This window comes from Pseudonocardia sp. EC080619-01 (assembly GCF_001420995.1).
Lineage (GTDB): Bacteria > Actinomycetota > Actinomycetes > Mycobacteriales > Pseudonocardiaceae > Pseudonocardia.
Map to the genome: position 1 here is coordinate 3,667,016 of NZ_CP012184.1, position 17,118 is coordinate 3,684,133.

Below are 17,118 nucleotides of genomic sequence, written 5' to 3' on the forward strand. Positions count from 1 at the left end.
GAGGACATACGTGCTCGACGTCAACTTCTTCGACGAACTGCGCATCGGCCTGGCCACCGCCGAGGGCATCCGCCAGTGGTCGCACGGTGAGGTCAAGAAGCCGGAGACCATCAACTACCGCACCCTGAAGCCGGAGAAGGACGGGCTCTTCTGCGAGAAGATCTTCGGTCCGACCCGGGACTGGGAGTGCTACTGCGGCAAGTACAAGCGCGTCCGGTTCAAGGGCATCATCTGCGAGCGCTGCGGCGTGGAGGTCACGCGCGCCAAGGTGCGTCGTGAGCGGATGGGCCACATCGAGCTGGCCGCGCCGGTCACGCACATCTGGTACTTCAAGGGCGTCCCGAGCCGGCTGGGCTACCTGCTCGACCTGGCTCCGAAGGACCTCGAGAAGATCATCTACTTCGCGGCGTACGTGATCACCTCGGTGAACACCGAGCTGCGGCACAACGACATGTCCACGCTCGAGAACGAGATGAGCGTGGAGCGCCGGCGGATCGAGCAGACCCGCGACGCGGACCTCGAGGCCCGCGCCCAGAAGCTCGAGTCCGACATCGCCGAGCTCGAGGCCGAGGGTGCCAAGGGCGACGTCCGCCGCAAGGTCAAGGACGGCGGCGAGCGGGAGATGCGCCAGCTCCGCGACCGTGCCCAGCGCGAGCTGGACCGGCTCGACGAGATCTGGACGACGTTCACCAAGCTCGACGTCCAGCAGCTCATCGCGGACGAGTCCATCTACCGCGAGCTGTACGACCGCTACGGCGACTACTTCACCGGCGCCATGGGTGCCGAGGCGATCCAGAAGCTCCTGGAGAACTTCGACATCGAGGCCGAGGCCGAGAAGCTGCGCGAGATCATCCGGTCCGGCAAGGGCCAGAAGAAGCTGCGTGCGCTCAAGCGCCTGAAGGTCGTCGCGGCGTTCCAGTCCACCGGCAACTCGCCGATGGGCATGGTGCTCGACTGCGTCCCGGTCATCCCGCCGGACCTGCGCCCGATGGTGCAGCTCGACGGTGGCCGCTTCGCCACGTCGGACCTGAACGACCTGTACCGCCGGGTCATCAACCGGAACAACCGCCTCAAGCGACTGATCGACCTCGGCGCGCCCGAGATCATCGTCAACAACGAGAAGCGGATGCTCCAGGAGTCCGTCGACGCGCTGTTCGACAACGGCCGTCGCGGCCGGCCGGTGACCGGACCGGGCAACCGCCCGCTCAAGTCGCTGTCCGACCTCCTGAAGGGCAAGCAGGGCCGGTTCCGTCAGAACCTGCTCGGCAAGCGCGTCGACTACTCGGGCCGTTCGGTCATCGTCGTCGGCCCGCAGCTGAAGCTGCACCAGTGCGGTCTGCCCAAGCAGATGGCGCTGGAGCTGTTCAAGCCGTTCGTGATGAAGCGCCTGGTGGACCTCAACCACGCGCAGAACATCAAGTCCGCCAAGCGGATGGTCGAGCGCGGCCGCTCGCAGGTGTGGGACGTGCTCGAGGAGGTCATCTCCGAGCACCCCGTGCTGCTGAACCGTGCGCCGACGCTGCACCGTCTCGGCATCCAGGCCTTCGAGCCGCAGCTGGTCGAGGGCAAGGCCATCCAGCTGCACCCGCTGGTCTGCGAGGCGTTCAACGCGGACTTCGACGGTGACCAGATGGCGGTGCACCTGCCGCTGTCGGCCGAGGCGCAGTCCGAGGCCCGCGTGCTGATGCTGTCCTCGAACAACATCCTGTCCCCGGCGTCCGGCCGCCCGCTGGCGATGCCCCGCCTGGACATGGTGACGGGTCTGTTCCACCTGACCCGGCTGCGCGAGGAGGCCCACGGGGCCGGCAACCACTACGGCTCCTCGGCCGAGGCGATCATGGCCTACGACCGCAAGGTGCTCCACCTGCAGGCGCCGATCAAGATCCGGCTCCCGCAGGTCACGCCGACCGCGGGTGCCGCGGCCGAGACGGTCACCGAGGACGGCGTCTGGACGGCCGACACCACCCTCGGCCGGGTGCTGTTCAACGAGCTGCTCCCGGCGGACTACCCGTTCGTCAACGAGCCGCTGCCGAAGAAGCGCCAGGCGATGATCATCAACGACCTGGCCGAGCGGTACTCGATGACCGAGGTCGCGCAGGTCCTGGACCGCCTCAAGGACGCCGGCTTCTTCTGGGCGACCCGCTCGGGCGTCACCCTGGCGATCGACGACGTCGTCGTCCCGCCGAAGAAGCAGGAGATCCTGGACTCGTACGAGGTCAAGGCCGACCAGATCAACAAGCGCTACCAGCGCGGCGCCCTGTCGCACCAGGAGCGCAACGACGAGATGGTCAAGATCTGGTCGCAGGCCTCGGAGGAGGTCGCGCGGTCCATGGAGGAGAACTTCCCCCAGGACAACCCGATCCCGACGATCGTGCAGTCCGGTGCCGCGGGCAACATGGCCCAGGTCCGCCAGCTGGCGGGCATGAAGGGCCTGGTGGCGAACCCCAAGGGTGAGTACATCCCGCGGCCCATCAAGTCGAACTTCCGCGAGGGCCTGTCGGTGCTGGAGTACTTCATCTCCACGCACGGCACCCGGAAGGGTCTGGCGGACACCGCGCTGCGGACCGCCGACTCGGGGTACCTGACCCGGCGTCTGGTCGACGTCTCGCAGGACGTCATCGTCCGCGAGGTGGACTGCGGCACCGAGCGTGCGATCACCATGCAGGTCACCGAGGAGACGGCCGACGGCCGCCTGATCCCGCACCGGTACCTGCGCACCTCGGTGTACGCCCGTACCTCCGGTGAGGAGGTCACCGCGCCCGACGGCACGGTGATCGTCCGCAAGGGCGACGACCTGGGCGACCCGGCGCTGGACGCCCTGGTCGGTGCCGGCATCCGGCAGATCCGGGTGCGGTCCGCGCTGACCTGCGCCTCGGCGACCGGCATCTGCGGCATGTGCTACGGCCGCTCGATGGCCACCGGCAAGCTGGTGGACGTCGGCGAGGCCGTCGGCATCGTCGCCGCGCAGTCCATCGGTGAGCCGGGCACGCAGCTGACGATGCGTACCTTCCACATCGGTGGTGTGGCCGGCGACGACATCACGACCGGTCTGCCGCGTGTCACCGAGCTCTTCGAGGCCCGGGTGCCGCGGGGCAAGGCGCCGATCGCCGACGTCGACGGACGCATCCGCATCGAGGACGGCGACCGCTTCTGGAAGATCACGCTGATCCCGGACGACGGCGGCGAGGAGATCGTCTACGAGAAGCTGTCCAAGCGGCAGTGGCTCGGGATGACCTCGGTCGACGGTGCCGAGCGGCCGCTGGCCGACGGCGACCACGTGACGGTCGGTCAGCTGCTCCTCGAGGGCACGGCGGACCCGCACGAGGTGCTGCGCGTCATGGGCCCGCGTGAGGTGCAGCTGCACCTCGTGCGGGAGGTGCAGAAGGTGTACCGCACGCAGAGCGTGGACATCCACGACAAGCACATCGAGGTCATCGTCCGGCAGATGCTCCGCCGGGTGACGATCATCGACTCCGGTGCGACCGAGTTCCTGCCCGGCGCGCTCGCCGAGCGCGGCGAGTTCGAGTCGGAGAACCGCCGGGTCGTCGCCGAGGGCAACGAGCCGGCCTCCGGCCGCCCGGTGCTCATGGGGATCACCAAGGCCTCGCTGGCGACGGAGTCGTGGCTGTCCGCGGCCTCGTTCCAGGAGACCACCCGGATCCTCACCGATGCCGCGATCAACGGAAAGCGCGACAAGCTCGTCGGGCTCAAGGAGAACGTGATCATCGGCAAGCTGATCCCGGTGGGTACCGGCATCAACCGGTACCGGAACATCCAGGTCCAGCCGACCGAGGAGGCCCGCGCGGCCGCCTACGCGCTGCCGAGCTACGACGACGGCTACTACAGCCCCGACGTGTTCGGCACGGGCACCGGTGCCGCGGTGCCGCTGGACGACTACGACTTCGGGCGCGACTACCGCTGATGCGGTGACCGCACCGCGTCCCGCCGCGACGGCGGCGGGACGCGGCCGAGGAGGTCCCGGACGGGGCCGGGCACCGCTCTCCCGTGGCGGTGTCCGGCCCCGTTCGTGCGTTCCGGGCCCGTCGCAGGTCAGCGCACGCCGCAGTCCGCCCGCAGTGCCGCCCCCAGGTGACCCAGGACGTCGTCGGCCTCGGCGAGCAGCCCGGCCAGCGTCGGGAAGGCGTGCCACATGCCCTCGACGCGCTGGTAGTCCACGGTGCCGCCGGCGGCACGGGCCCGCTCGACGAGGGTGTCGGCGTCGTCGACGAGGATCTCGTCCGATCCGGCGACGACGTGCAGCGGCGGCAGCCCGGAGAGGTCGGCGTCGAGCGGGCGGAGCTCGGGTGCCACGACGCCGCCCGGGGCGTAGTCGGCGGCGGCGGACGGCAGCCACGACGGGTCCAGCATCGCGTCGGACGCGGCGTTGCGCGTCATCGCGTCCGCGGTGCAGCCGAGATCGAGCCAGGGGGAGACGAGCCCGACCGAGCCGGGCAGGTCCTCCCCGTCGGCGCGGAGCCGCAGCAGCAGCGCCATGGTCAGGCCACCGCCTGCGGAATCACCGGCGACCGCGATGCGTTCTGCAGGGTGTCCGGCCGCGCGCAGGGCGTGCCAGGCGGCCAGTGCGTCGTCCAGGCCGGCCGGGAACGGGTGCTCCGGTGCCAGGCGGTACTCGGGCGCGTGCACGGGCGTCCCGGTCGCGTGTGCGAGCCCTGTGAGCAGTGGCCGGTGCGAGGCGGCGGACCCGACCAGGTAACCGCCGCCGTGCAGGTAGAGCACACGGTGCGGTCCGAACGGCACGGACGGCGCGACCACCTCGGTGGGGACGCCACCGAGCTCGCCGCGGGCCCGCCGGGTGCCGCGGGGGAGCGGTACCGACGCGCCGACGAGGTCGAGGCCACGGCGCCGGACCGGTACGGGTAGTGTCGGTGCGAGCAGTGGCGCGATGAGCGCGCGCGTGGCGAAGCGGTTGACCGCCGTCGGCAGGTGCATACCGGACGGTAACCGGAACACCGGCCCCCCGGGGTGACCAGCCGGACCACGTGCGACAGCACCATCGCCCAGCACCGACCCGGCCGCGACGAGCGGCAGACGATCTGCGACGAGCGGGTGAGCCTGCTTGCCAGGCGCCGCTCCGTGCGGCATCGTCGGGTCACATCAGGTCTCCGCAGGGGCACGGCCCCGGCGGATCCGAGGATCTCCGAAGCCCCCGGAGGATCCCGAGGCGGTGTCCGTGACGGACCCGCTTTGACCGTGTCGAAGAGGGCCGAGTACTCTCATGCTCTGCGCTCGACTTCGGTCGGGCCGGTCCGCGTGCCCCGTGGTGCTCGGTCCCGGAAGGTCATCACCTCCCGGGACCAGGTAGTGCCGCGGTGACGGGCACGGTGGACGTCCCGACAGCCTCCGCGGGGCCCTTCCGGCCACGAGCGTGCACGGGACGACACGCCCGACCTCGGGGTCCGGCGCGACGGTGGCGGAGATCGGAAGCCACCCCGGCGCCCGGATCCCCGGAGTCATCGAGAACGAAGCACGACGAAGAACAGCGACGAGCGACAACAGTCGAGCCACACCTGACGGGAAGAAGTAGACGGTTCATGCCCACGATCCAGCAGCTGGTCCGCAAGGGCCGCGAGGACAAGGTCGCGAAGACCAAGACCGCCGCGCTCAAGGGGAGCCCCCAGCGCCGCGGGGTCTGCACCCGCGTGTACACCACCACCCCGAAGAAGCCGAACTCCGCGCTTCGCAAGGTCGCCCGTGTGCGGCTCTCGAGCGGCATCGAGGTCACCGCCTACATCCCCGGTGAGGGTCACAACCTGCAGGAGCACTCCATCGTGCTGGTGCGCGGTGGCCGAGTGAAGGACCTGCCGGGCGTGCGCTACAAGGTGATCCGCGGCTCGCTGGACACCCAGGGCGTCAAGAACCGCAAGCAGTCCCGCAGCCGGTACGGCGCGAAGAAGGAGAAGAGCTGATGCCCCGCAAGGGCCCCGCCCCGAAGCGTCCGCTGGTCTCGGACCCGGTCTACGGCTCCCCGCTGGTCACCCAGCTGGTGAACAAGATCCTGAAGGACGGCAAGCGTTCGCTGGCCGAGCGCATCGTCTACGCCGCCCTCGAGGGCACCCGTGACAAGACCGGCACCGACCCGGTCGTCACGCTGAAGCGCGCGCTCGACAACGTGAAGCCGGCCCTCGAGGTCCGCAGCCGCCGTGTCGGTGGCGCGACCTACCAGGTCCCGGTCGAGGTCCGTGCCGTCCGGCAGACCACCCTGGGCCTGCGCTGGATCGTCACCTACTCCGGTCAGCGCCGTGAGAAGACCATGGTCGAGCGCCTCATGAACGAGCTGCTCGACGCGAGCAACGGCCTCGGTGCCAGCGTCAAGCGGCGCGAGGACATGCACAAGATGGCGGAGTCGAACCGCGCCTTCGCCCACTACCGCTGGTGACCGGCCGACCGTCGGGCGCCAACTCGCGATCGAGGGAGAGCTGAGCAGTGGCAGCACAGGACGTGCTGACGGACCTCACGAAGGTCCGCAACATCGGCATCATGGCCCACATCGACGCCGGTAAGACCACCACGACCGAGCGGATCCTGTACTACACCGGGATCAACTACAAGCTCGGTGAGGTGCACGACGGCGCCGCCACCATGGACTGGATGGAGGAGGAGCAGAAGCGCGGCATCACGATCACGTCGGCCGCGACGACCTGCTTCTGGAACGACCACCAGATCAACATCATCGACACCCCCGGGCACGTCGACTTCACCGTCGAGGTGGAGCGGTCCCTGCGGGTGCTCGACGGCGCGGTGGCGGTCTTCGACGGCAAGGAGGGGGTCGAGCCGCAGTCCGAGCAGGTCTGGCGGCAGGCCACCAAGTACGACGTCCCCCGCATCTGCTTCGTCAACAAGATGGACAAGCTGGGCGCGGACTTCTACTTCACCGTCCAGACGATCAAGGACCGGCTGAACGCGACGCCGCTGCCCCTGCAGCTGCCGATCGGGTCGGAGTCGGACTTCATCGGTGTCGTCGACCTGGTCGAGATGCGGGCGCTGACCTGGCGTGGCGAGCCCAAGAAGGGCGAGGACTACGCCATCGAGGAGATCCCGGCCGAGCTCAAGGAGCGGGCCGAGGAGTACCGGACCGCGCTCATCGAGGCCGTCGCCGAGACCGACGACGCCCTGATGGAGGCCTACTTCGGCGGCGAGGAGATCTCGGTCGCGCAGATCAAGACCGGTATCCGGAAGCTGGTCACCGACCGCGCCGCCTACCCGGTCCTGTGCGGGTCCGCCTTCAAGAACAAGGGTGTCCAGCCGATGCTGGACGCGGTGATCGACTACCTGCCGTCGCCGTACGACGTGCCGCCGGTCGAGGGCTTCCTCACCGACGGTGAGACCCCGGCGAGCCGCAAGCCGTCGAAGGACGAGCCGTTCTCGGCGCTGGCCTTCAAGATCGCCGCCCACCCGTTCTTCGGCAAGCTGACCTACGTCCGGGTCTACTCGGGCCGGGTCGCGTCGGGCGCGCAGATCATCAACTCGACGAAGGACCGCAAGGAGCGCATCGGGAAGCTCTTCCAGATGCACTCCAACAAGGAGAACCCGGTCGACGAGGCCGTCGCCGGGCACATCTACGCGGTCATCGGTCTGAAGGACACGACCACCGGCGACACGCTCTGCGACTCGCAGAACCCGATCGTCCTCGAGTCGATGACCTTCCCGGACCCGGTCATCCAGGTGGCCGTCGAGCCGAAGTCGAAGGCCGACCAGGAGAAGCTCTCCACGGCGATCCAGAAGCTCGCCGAGGAGGACCCGACGTTCCAGGTCTCCCTGGACGACGAGACCGGCCAGACCATCATCGCCGGCATGGGCGAGCTCCACCTCGAGGTGCTCGTCAACCGGATGAAGTCCGACTTCAAGGTCGAGGCCAACATCGGCAAGCCGCAGGTCGCCTACCGGGAGACCATCCGGCAGCCGGTCACGAAGTACGAGTACACGCACAAGAAGCAGACCGGTGGCTCGGGGCAGTTCGCCCGCGTCATCATCAACCTGGAGCCGCTCACCGGCGGCGACGGTGCGCTGTACGAGTTCGAGAACAAGGTCACCGGTGGCCGCATCCCGCGGGAGTACATCCCGTCGGTGGACGCCGGTGTCCAGGACGCCATGCAGTACGGCATCCAGGCCGGCTACCCCGTGGTCGGCGTGAAGTGCACCCTGCTGGACGGGCAGTACCACGAGGTCGACTCCTCGGAGATGGCCTTCAAGGTCGCCGGTTCGATGGTGTTCAAGGAGGCGGCCCGCAAGGCGAGCCCCGCCATCCTCGAGCCGATGATGGCCGTCGAGGTCACCACCCCCGAGGACTACATGGGTGACGTCATCGGCGACCTGAACTCCCGTCGTGGCCAGGTCCAGGCCATGGAGGAGCGGGCCGGCGCCCGCGTCGTCAAGGCGCTCGTGCCGCTGTCCGAGATGTTCGGCTACGTCGGTGACCTCCGGTCGCGGACCCAGGGCCGGGCGAACTACACGATGGTCTTCGACTCGTACGCCGAGGTTCCGGCGAACGTGGCCAAGGAGATCATCGCGAAGGCGACGGGCGAGTAAGTCTCGCAACGAGGGCCGGTCGGTACCCAGTCCGACCTGCTCGGAGGGAGCGGTCCGCGGATCTGTAAGGTCCGCGGCCCGCACCTCACACCCACAGACCTGCCGTCAGCACGGCGGAGAAGAAGACAAGAGTCCAGGAGGACCCAGCAGTGGCGAAGGCGAAGTTCGAGCGGACCAAGCCGCACGTCAACATCGGCACCATCGGTCACATCGACCACGGCAAGACCACGCTGACGGCGGCCATCACCAAGGTTCTGCACGACAAGTACCCGAACCTCAACGAGGCTTCGGCGTTCGACATGATCGACAAGGCGCCGGAAGAGCGCCAGCGCGGTATCACGATCTCCATCGCGCACGTCGAGTACCAGACCGAGAAGCGGCACTACGCGCACGTCGACTGCCCCGGGCACGCCGACTACGTGAAGAACATGATCACCGGTGCCGCCCAGATGGACGGCGCGATCCTGGTGGTCGCCGCGACCGACGGCCCGATGCCCCAGACCCGCGAGCACGTGCTGCTCGCGCGTCAGGTCGGCGTGCCGTACATCGTCGTCGCCCTGAACAAGGCGGACATGGTCGACGACGAGGAGATCATGGAGCTCGTCGAGATGGAGGTCCGTGAGCTCCTCTCGGACCAGGACTACCCGGGAGACGACCTCCCGATCGTCCGCGTCTCGGCGCTCAAGGCCCTCGAGGGCGACGAGCAGTGGGCCAACGCGATCGTCGAGCTGATGGACGCCGTCGACGAGGCGATCCCGGAGCCCGAGCGCGACATCGAGAAGCCGTTCCTCATGCCGGTCGAGGACGTCTTCACGATCACCGGTCGCGGCACGGTCGTCACCGGCCGTGTCGAGCGGGGCATCGTGAAGGTCAACGAGACCGTCGACATCGTCGGGATCCGCCCGAACAAGACCCCGACCACCGTCACCGGTGTCGAGATGTTCCGGAAGATCCTCGACGAGGGGCGTGCCGGCGAGAACGTCGGCCTGCTGCTCCGCGGCATCAAGCGCGAGGACGTCGAGCGCGGCCAGGTCGTCGTGAAGCCGGGTTCGATCACCCCGCACACCGAGTTCGAGGGCCAGGTCTACATCCTGGGCAAGGACGAGGGCGGCCGTCACACCCCGTTCTTCAACAACTACCGTCCGCAGTTCTACTTCCGGACGACCGACGTGACCGGTGTGGTGACCCTCCCGCAGGGCACCGAGATGGTCATGCCGGGTGACAACACCACCATGAGCGTTCAGCTGATCCAGCCGATCGCCATGGAGGAGGGCCTGCAGTTCGCCATCCGTGAGGGTGGTCGTACCGTGGGCGCCGGTCAGGTCACCAAGATCAACGCGTGAGGTCGCGGGGCTGCTCCGAGGTGAGCAGCCCCGCTACCCACCCCCCGGTCGAGGGTGCCGCACAGCGGTGTGTCATCCTTGACGGGTTGCACGATGAGCATGGCGCGTGGAAGCGCCGCCTCTGTTCCCGGTCCTCCGGTAGTTCAGGAGTCGCGCTCCACGCGCCATGTTCGTTGTGAGCCCCGAGTTCGTCGTTCCCGTCCCGGTCAGCCGGTGTCGGGCAGCGGGATCGGGGAGATCCAACGACATGCCCGCCCCACAGGGGGTGGGACGCGGTGACCCGGGTAGAACTATGAGGGTCGGGTGCGACACGCCCGACCGCGTGGACCGGAGAGCCCCGGCAGGAAGCCGGTTCCAGGCGACTGGAGCCGCTCCGGGCCGACAGACCTGAACAGAGCACGGGCCGCAGCCGGCCGCGTCCCGGGGATCCCCCGGTGGCAGCACGGCGCGAGTTCTTACGGGGCCGAACCGCGACACCCCCGCGGCAGGAAGAAGAGGACGACCGACGACCATGGCGGGACAGAAGATCCGCATCAGGCTCAAGGCCTATGACCACGAGGCAATCGACGCGTCTGCTCGCAAGATCGTGGAGACCGTGACGCGCACCGGTGCCCGGGTCGTCGGCCCCGTGCCGCTGCCTACCGAGAAGAACGTGTACTGCGTCATCCGCTCGCCGCACAAGTACAAGGACTCGCGCGAGCACTTCGAGATGCGCACGCACAAGCGGCTGATCGACATTCTCGACCCGACGCCGAAGACGGTCGACGCGCTCATGCGCATCGACCTCCCGGCGAGCGTCGACGTCAACATCCAGTAGGCGTGGGGGCGACGATGACTGCAGTGAACAAGAAGACGGCCGCCACGAAGCAGGCCAGGAACATCACCGGGGTCCTGGGCACCAAGCTCGGGATGACCCAGGTGTTCGACGACAACAACCGCGTCGTGCCGGTCACGGTGGTCCAGGTCGGGCCGAACGTCGTGACCCAGGTGCGCTCGGAGGAGTCCGACGGCTACACCGCCGTCCAGCTGGCCTACGGGGCCATCGACCCGCGCAAGGTGAACAAGCCGGAGACCGGCCACTTCGCCAAGGCCGGCGTCACCCCCCGTCGCCACCTCCTCGAGCTCCGCACCGCCGACGCGGCCGACTACACGCCGGGACAGGAGATCACCGCGGAGGCCTTCGCGGAGATCGCCGAGGTCGACGTGGTCGGAGTGACCAAGGGCAAGGGCTTCGCCGGTGTCATGAAGCGGCACGGCTTCGCCGGCCTGGGCGCCTCGCACGGCACCCAGCGCAAGCACCGCTCGCCGGGCTCGATCGGCGGCTGCGCCACCCCGGGCCGCGTGTTCAAGGGCGTGCGGATGGCCGGCCGGATGGGCTCCGAGCGCCAGACCACGCAGAACCTCAAGGTTCACCGCGTGGACGCCGAGCGCGGCCTGCTGCTCATCAAGGGCGCGGTCCCCGGTGCCCGTGGTGGCCTCGTCGTGGTGAAGACCCCCGCGAAGGGTGATGGCAAGTGAGCACCGTTCAGATCAAGACGCCGGAGGGCGCCGCAGGTGGCAGCGTCGAGCTGCCCGACCACGTCTTCGACGTGACGGCGAACATCGCCCTCATGCACCAGGTCGTGACCGCGCAGCTGAACGCGGCGCGCCAGGGCTCGCACGACACCAAGACCCGCGGCGAGGTCCGCGGTGGTGGTAAGAAGCCGTACCGGCAGAAGGGCACCGGCCGCGCCCGTCAGGGTTCGGTCCGCGCGCCGCAGTTCGCCGGTGGTGGCACCGTGCACGGCCCGACGCCGCGGGACTACTCGCAGCGGACCCCGAAGAAGATGAAGGCCGCCGCCCTGCGCGGTGCCCTCTCGGACCGGGCCCGCGCCGGCCGCGTCCACGTCGTGTCCGCTCTGGTCGAGGGTGACACCCCGTCGACCAAGGCCGCCCGCAAGACCCTCGAGGTCCTGCTGCCGGAGGCCGGTGCGAGCCGCGTGCTCGTCGTCGTCGAGCGGACGGCGGAGACCGCGCTGCTGAGCCTGCGCAACCTGCCGCAGGTCCACATGATCGCGCCGGACCAGCTGAACACCCACGACGTGCTCGTCAACGACGTCGTCGTGTTCACGCAGACGGCGCTGGACGATTTCCTGTCCGGCCCCATCGCCACGCCGAAGGCCGCGAGCCGCCGGGCTGCCGCTGAGGAGGGCGAGAAGTGATCACGGACCCGCGGGACGTGTTGCTCGCGCCGGTCGTCTCGGAGAAGAGCTACGGGCTGCTCGACGAGCGCCAGTACACCTTCGTCGTGGCACCCGACGCGAACAAGACCCAGATCAAGATCGCCGTGGAGAAGGTGTTCGGGGTCAAGGTGACCAGCGTGAACACGCTGAACCGCCCGGGCAAGCGCAAGCGCTCCCGCACCGGCTACGGCAAGCGCAAGGACACCAAGCGCGCGATCGTCACGCTCTCCGAGGAGAGCAAGGCGATCGACGTGTTCGGTGGCCAGGCGAGCTGAGGGAGCGAGCAGACCCATGGCCATTCGTAAGTACAAGCCGACGACCTCCGGTCGCCGCGGCTCCAGTGTCTCGGACTTCGCCGAGATCACCCGGGACCACCCGGAGAAGTCGCTGCTGCGTCCGCTGCACAACAAGGGCGGCCGCAACGCCCACGGCCGGATCACCACCCGGCACCAGGGTGGCGGCCACAAGCGGGCCTACCGCCTGATCGACTTCCGTCGCAACGACAAGGACGGGATCCCGGCGAAGGTCGCTCACATCGAGTACGACCCGAACCGCACCTCGCGGATCGCGCTGCTGCACTACGCGGACGGGGAGAAGCGCTACATCATCGCCCCGGCCCGCCTGAAGCAGGGCGACCCGATCGAGAACGGCCCCCGGGCCGACATCAAGGTGGGCAACAACCTGCCGCTGCGCAACATCCCGACGGGCACCGTGGTGCACGCGATCGAGCTCCGCCCCGGTGGCGGCGCGAAGATCGCGCGCTCGGCCGGTGCCGGCGTCCAGCTGGTCGCCAAGGACGGGCCCTACGCGCAGCTGCGGATGCCCTCCGGCGAGATCCGCAACGTCGACGTGCGCTGCCGCGCGACCGTCGGCGAGGTCGGCAACTCGGAGCACGCCAACATCAACTGGGGCAAGGCCGGCCGCATGCGGTGGAAGGGCAAGCGCCCGACCGTCCGTGGTGTCGTCATGAACCCGGTGGACCACCCGCACGGTGGTGGTGAGGGCAAGACCTCCGGTGGCCGGCACCCGGTCAACCCGGCCGGTACCCCCGAGGGCCGCACCCGTCGCAACAAGCCCTCCGACAAGTTGATCGTCCGCCGGCGCCGTACCGGCAAGAAGCGCTGAGCAGGGAGGTAAAGATGCCGCGCAGCCTGAAGAAGGGCCCCTTCGTGGACGACCACCTGCTCAAGAAGGTGGACGCCCTCAACGAGTCCGGCAAGAAGACCGTCATCCGCACGTGGTCCCGACGGTCCACCGTCATCCCGGACATGATCGGTCACACGATCGCCGTGCACGACGGCCGCAAGCACGTCCCGGTGTTCGTGTCCGACTCGATGGTCGGGCACAAGCTGGGGGAGTTCGCCCCCACGCGGACCTTCCGGGGTCACATCAAGGACGACCGCAAGGCACGTCGGCGCTAGAAGCCGGCCCGAGTAGCGACAAGGAGAGGTGGAGGAAATGGCAGACACTGCCGAGACCACCGGCGCCGTGCTCGAGCCGACTCGTGCGCGTGCCGTGGCACGGTTCGTCCGTAGCTCGCCGATGAAGACCCGCCGCGTCGTGGACCTGGTCCGCGGCCTGCCGGTGTCCGAGGCGCTCGCGATCCTGCGGTTCTCGCCGCAGTCGGCTGCGGAGCCCGTGGCGAAGGTCGTGGCCAGCGCCGCGGCCAACGCGGAGAACAACCTGGACCTGGACCCGGACACCCTCGTGGTGGCCGTGGCGATGGTCGACGAGGGCCCGACGCTGAAGCGCATCCGTCCGCGTGCCCAGGGGCGCGCCTACCGGATCCGCAAGCGGACGAGCCACATCACCATCGAGGTCGAGTCGGTCCCCGCGAAGGCCGGCCGTCGTGGTGCGAAGGGGAGGGCCCGCTGATGGGGCAGAAGATCAACCCGCACGGCTTCCGCCTGGGCATCACCACGGACTGGAAGTCGCGCTGGTACGCGGACAAGCAGTACTCGGAGTACGTGAAGGAGGACGTCGAGATCCGCAAGATGCTCTCCAAGGGCATGGAGCGGGCCGGCATCTCCAAGGTCGAGATCGAGCGGACCCGGGACCGCGTGCGGGTGGACATCCACACCGCCCGTCCGGGCATCGTGATCGGCCGCCGCGGCGCCGAGGCCGACCGCATCCGGGGCAACCTGGAGAAGCTGACCAAGAAGCAGGTCCAGCTGAACATCCTCGAGGTCAAGGCCTCGGAGTCCGACGCACAGCTCGTCGCGCAGGGCGTGGCGGAGCAGCTGTCGAACCGTGTCGCCTTCCGGCGTGCGATGCGCAAGGCCATCCAGTCGGCCATGCGCAGCCCGCAGGTCAAGGGCATCCGGGTCCAGTGCTCCGGCCGGCTCGGCGGCGCCGAGATGTCGCGGTCGGAGTTCTACCGCGAGGGTCGGGTCCCGCTGCACACGCTGCGCGCGGACATCGACTACGGCCTGTTCGAGGCCCGGACCTCCTTCGGCCGGATCGGCGTGAAGGTCTGGATCTACAAGGGTGACGTCGTCGGTGGCCGCCGTGAGGGCGCGCCCGCCGCCGAGGCGCCGGGGCGCGGTCCGCGCCGCGAGCGTCCGGCCCGTCGTCGCTCGGGTGCCTCGGGCACGACCGCGACCAGCACCGAGGCCGGGCGTGCCGCGCAGAGCGGCGGCCAGGGCGGCGCCTCCACGGCGACCGCCGAGGAGCCGGCCTCCGGTGAGAACCAGAGCAACGGTGGGGAGAGCTGACAGATGCTGATCCCACGCAAGGTCAAGCACCGCAAGCAGCACCGGCCCAAGCGCAAGGGCATGGCCAGCGGCGGTACCGCGGTCACCTTCGGTGACTGGGGCATCCAGGCGCTGGAGCCGGCCTACGTGACGAACCGGCAGATCGAGTCCGCACGTATCGCCATCAACCGGCACATCCGGCGTGGCGGGAAGATCTGGATCAACGTCTTCCCGGACATCCCGATGACCAAGAAGCCCGCCGAGGTCCGCATGGGCTCCGGTAAGGGTTCGCCGGAGAAGTGGGTCACGAACGTGAAGCCCGGCCGGGTGCTGTTCGAGATGACCTTCCCGAACAAGGAGACGGCCCACGAGGCACTTCGCCGGGCCATCCACAAGCTGCCCATGAAGTGCCGGATCGTGTCCCGTGAGGGTGGTGACATCTGATGGCGAGCGCTGGCAACACCAAGGCGGCCGAGCTGCGCGAGCTCTCCGACGAGGAGCTGGTCGTGCGCGTCCGGGAGGCCAAGGAGGAGCTGTTCAACCTCCGCTTCCAGATGGCCACCGGGCAGCTGGACAACAACCGGCGGCTGCGGGCCGTCCGCCACGACATCGCGCGGGTCTACACCGTCATGCGCGAGCGTGAGCTGGGCCTTTCCGCTGCGCCGATCGAGAGTGAGGGCGCAGCATGAGCGAGGGCGTGAGCGACGACGTGCGCTCGCCGGCCGACGACGCGACCGCGGCGAGCAAGCCGCAGTCCGCGCACGTCAAGCCGGAGGGGCAGCGCGGCGAGCGCAAGGTCCGCGAGGGCCTGGTCGTGTCCGACAAGATGGACAAGACCGTGGTCGTCTCGCTGGAGGACCGGGTCAAGCACCCGCGTTACAGCAAGGTCATCCGCCGGACCAGCAAGGTCAAGGCGCACGACGAGGGCAACACGGCCGGCATCGGTGACCGTGTCCGCCTCATGGAGACCCGTCCGCTGTCGGCGACCAAGCGCTGGCGGCTGGTGGAGATCCTCGAGAAGGCCAAGTAGGAGTCACAGTGATCCAGCAGGAGTCGCGGCTGCGCGTCGCCGACAACACCGGTGCCAAGGAGATCCTGTGCATCCGGGTGCTGGGCGGCTCCGCGCGGCGCTACGCCGGGATCGGCGACGTCATCGTCGCTACGGTCAAGGAAGCCATCCCCGGCGCAGGTGTCAAGCGTGGTGACGTCGTCAAGGCGGTCATCGTGCGCACCAAGAAGGAGAAGCGCCGTCCCGACGGCAGCTACATCCGATTCGACGAGAACGCCGCCGTCCTCATCAAGGCGGACAACGGACCCCGAGGGACCCGTATCTTCGGCCCGGTCGGGCGCGAGCTGCGCGACCGCAAGTTCATGAGGATCATCTCCCTCGCTCCGGAGGTGCTCTGATCATGAAGGCGAAGATGAAGGTGAAGAAGGGCGACACCGTGCAGGTGATCGCCGGCAAGGACAAGGGCGCGACGGGCAAGGTCATCGCGGCCTACCCGGACCGTGAGCGCGTGCTGGTCGAGGGCGTGAACCGGATCAAGAAGCACACCCGGATCAGCCAGAACCAGCGTGGCGCCGAGAGCGGCGGGATCGTCACGCAGGAGGCGGCCATCCACGTCTCGAACGTGATGGTCGTCGACTCGGACGGCAAGCCGACCCGGATCGGCAAGAAGGTCGTCGAGAACGAGGACGGCACGACCCGCCGGGTCCGGATCTCCAAGCGCAACGGGAAGGAGATCTGAGATGACCGCTCCGACCACCGAGATCCCGCGTCTCAAGCAGCGTTACCGTGACGACATCCTCGGCTCCCTGCGCGAGGAGTTCGGCTACACGAACGTCATGCAGATCCCCGGCCTGACCAAGGTCGTGGTGAACATGGGTGTCGGCGACGCCGCCCGGGACTCCAAGCTGATCGACGGCGCGCTGCGCGACCTGGCCACCATCACCGGTCAGAAGCCGCAGCTGCGCCGCGCGACCAAGTCGATCGCGCAGTTCAAGCTGCGCGAGGGGATGCCCATCGGCGCGAAGGTGACCCTGCGCAACGACCGCATGTGGGAGTTCCTGGACCGGCTGCTGACCATCGCGCTGCCGCGTATCCGGGACTTCCGGGGCCTGAGCGGCGACCAGTTCGACGGTCGCGGGAACTACACGTTCGGGCTGAACGAGCAGTCGATGTTCCACGAGATCGACCCGGACACCATCGACCGGCCGCGGGGCATGGACATCACGGTCGTGACCACCGCGACCACCAACGCCGAAGGCCGGGCGCTGCTGCGCCACCTGGGCTTCCCGTTCAAGGAGAGCTGA

20 protein-coding genes are annotated in these 17,118 nt (G+C 68.8%); 19 read left to right on the top strand and 1 reads right to left on the bottom strand.

The window, feature by feature from the left end; translation table 11 throughout:
- The first annotated feature begins 10 nt into the window (after window positions 1-10).
- Window positions 11-3,922: a DNA-directed RNA polymerase subunit beta' gene (locus AD017_RS17180; RefSeq protein WP_060574828.1), complete on the top strand. Its 3,912-nt coding sequence runs from the start codon at window positions 11-13 to the stop codon at window positions 3,920-3,922.
- Between the two features lie 128 nt (window positions 3,923-4,050).
- On the opposite strand, the gene AD017_RS17185 is transcribed toward AD017_RS17180, so the two are convergent.
- Window positions 4,051-4,950: an alpha/beta hydrolase gene (locus AD017_RS17185; protein ID WP_060574829.1), complete on the bottom strand. Its 900-nt coding sequence runs from the start codon at window positions 4,948-4,950 to the stop codon at window positions 4,051-4,053.
- Between the two features lie 602 nt (window positions 4,951-5,552).
- Here AD017_RS17185 and rpsL point away from each other — a divergent pair.
- The 18 genes from rpsL (at window position 5,553) to rplE (ending at window position 17,118) form a co-directional block, all read left to right on the top strand.
- Window positions 5,553-5,927: a 30S ribosomal protein S12 gene (rpsL, locus tag AD017_RS17190; protein ID WP_010232377.1), complete on the top strand. Its 375-nt coding sequence runs from the start codon at window positions 5,553-5,555 to the stop codon at window positions 5,925-5,927.
- Window positions 5,927-6,397, top strand: coding sequence for a 30S ribosomal protein S7 (gene rpsG, locus AD017_RS17195; protein WP_010232376.1), 471 nt, complete (start codon window positions 5,927-5,929; stop codon window positions 6,395-6,397). The genes rpsL and rpsG overlap by 1 nt, the downstream gene beginning before the upstream one ends.
- A gap of 101 nt (window positions 6,398-6,498) precedes the next feature.
- Entirely contained in the window at window positions 6,499-8,547 is a 2,049-nt protein-coding gene (fusA, locus tag AD017_RS17200; protein ID WP_050802409.1) for an elongation factor G, read from the top strand.
- A 149-nt stretch (window positions 8,548-8,696) separates the two neighbouring features.
- Window positions 8,697-9,890 carry an elongation factor Tu gene (tuf, locus tag AD017_RS17205; RefSeq protein WP_060574830.1) on the top strand — a complete coding sequence of 398 codons (1,194 nt, stop codon included), beginning with the start codon at window positions 8,697-8,699 and terminating at the stop codon, window positions 9,888-9,890.
- A 511-nt stretch (window positions 9,891-10,401) separates the two neighbouring features.
- Window positions 10,402-10,707, top strand: coding sequence for a 30S ribosomal protein S10 (gene rpsJ / locus AD017_RS17210; RefSeq protein ID WP_003938093.1), 306 nt, complete (start codon window positions 10,402-10,404; stop codon window positions 10,705-10,707).
- Between the two features lie 14 nt (window positions 10,708-10,721).
- Complete coding sequence (rplC, locus tag AD017_RS17215) at window positions 10,722-11,408, top strand: 50S ribosomal protein L3 (RefSeq protein WP_050802408.1); 687 nt, start codon at window positions 10,722-10,724, stop codon at window positions 11,406-11,408.
- Window positions 11,405-12,091 (top strand): 50S ribosomal protein L4, encoded by a 687-nt coding sequence (gene rplD / locus AD017_RS17220; protein WP_010232351.1) that lies wholly within the window; start codon window positions 11,405-11,407, stop codon window positions 12,089-12,091. Before rplC ends, rplD begins: the two co-directional genes overlap by 4 nt.
- Window positions 12,088-12,387 (top strand): 50S ribosomal protein L23, encoded by a 300-nt coding sequence (gene rplW / locus AD017_RS17225; RefSeq protein ID WP_010232350.1) that lies wholly within the window; start codon window positions 12,088-12,090, stop codon window positions 12,385-12,387. The genes rplD and rplW overlap by 4 nt, the downstream gene beginning before the upstream one ends.
- Window positions 12,388-12,403: 16 nt before the next feature.
- Window positions 12,404-13,237, top strand: a complete 834-nt coding sequence (gene rplB, locus AD017_RS17230; protein WP_010232349.1) for a 50S ribosomal protein L2 — start codon at window positions 12,404-12,406, stop codon at window positions 13,235-13,237.
- A gap of 14 nt (window positions 13,238-13,251) precedes the next feature.
- Entirely contained in the window at window positions 13,252-13,533 is a 282-nt protein-coding gene (rpsS, locus tag AD017_RS17235; RefSeq protein ID WP_010232348.1) for a 30S ribosomal protein S19, read from the top strand.
- 37 nt (window positions 13,534-13,570) lie between these two features.
- A complete protein-coding gene (rplV, locus tag AD017_RS17240) occupies window positions 13,571-13,987 on the top strand; it encodes a 50S ribosomal protein L22 (RefSeq protein WP_010232347.1) in 417 nt (138 codons plus the stop codon).
- Entirely contained in the window at window positions 13,987-14,826 is an 840-nt protein-coding gene (rpsC, locus tag AD017_RS17245; RefSeq protein WP_060574831.1) for a 30S ribosomal protein S3, read from the top strand. The genes rplV and rpsC overlap by 1 nt, the downstream gene beginning before the upstream one ends.
- 3 nt (window positions 14,827-14,829) lie before the next feature.
- The gene (gene rplP, locus AD017_RS17250) at window positions 14,830-15,249 is read left to right on the top strand and encodes a 50S ribosomal protein L16 (RefSeq protein ID WP_010228475.1); all 420 of its coding nucleotides are present in this window, start codon (window positions 14,830-14,832) and stop codon (window positions 15,247-15,249) included.
- Window positions 15,249-15,494: a 50S ribosomal protein L29 gene (gene rpmC / locus AD017_RS17255; RefSeq protein ID WP_010228477.1), complete on the top strand. Its 246-nt coding sequence runs from the start codon at window positions 15,249-15,251 to the stop codon at window positions 15,492-15,494. The genes rplP and rpmC overlap by 1 nt, the downstream gene beginning before the upstream one ends.
- A gap of 8 nt (window positions 15,495-15,502) precedes the next feature.
- Window positions 15,503-15,835 carry a 30S ribosomal protein S17 gene (gene rpsQ, locus AD017_RS37435; protein ID WP_010228479.1) on the top strand — a complete coding sequence of 111 codons (333 nt, stop codon included), beginning with the start codon at window positions 15,503-15,505 and terminating at the stop codon, window positions 15,833-15,835.
- Window positions 15,836-15,843: 8 nt separating this feature from the next.
- Window positions 15,844-16,212, top strand: coding sequence for a 50S ribosomal protein L14 (gene rplN / locus AD017_RS17265; protein WP_010228481.1), 369 nt, complete (start codon window positions 15,844-15,846; stop codon window positions 16,210-16,212).
- A gap of 14 nt (window positions 16,213-16,226) precedes the next feature.
- On the top strand, window positions 16,227-16,553 hold the full coding sequence (rplX, locus tag AD017_RS17270; RefSeq protein ID WP_010228482.1) for a 50S ribosomal protein L24: 327 nt from the start codon (window positions 16,227-16,229) through the stop codon (window positions 16,551-16,553).
- A gap of 1 nt (window position 16,554) precedes the next feature.
- Window positions 16,555-17,118 carry a 50S ribosomal protein L5 gene (rplE, locus tag AD017_RS17275; protein WP_010228484.1) on the top strand — a complete coding sequence of 188 codons (564 nt, stop codon included), beginning with the start codon at window positions 16,555-16,557 and terminating at the stop codon, window positions 17,116-17,118.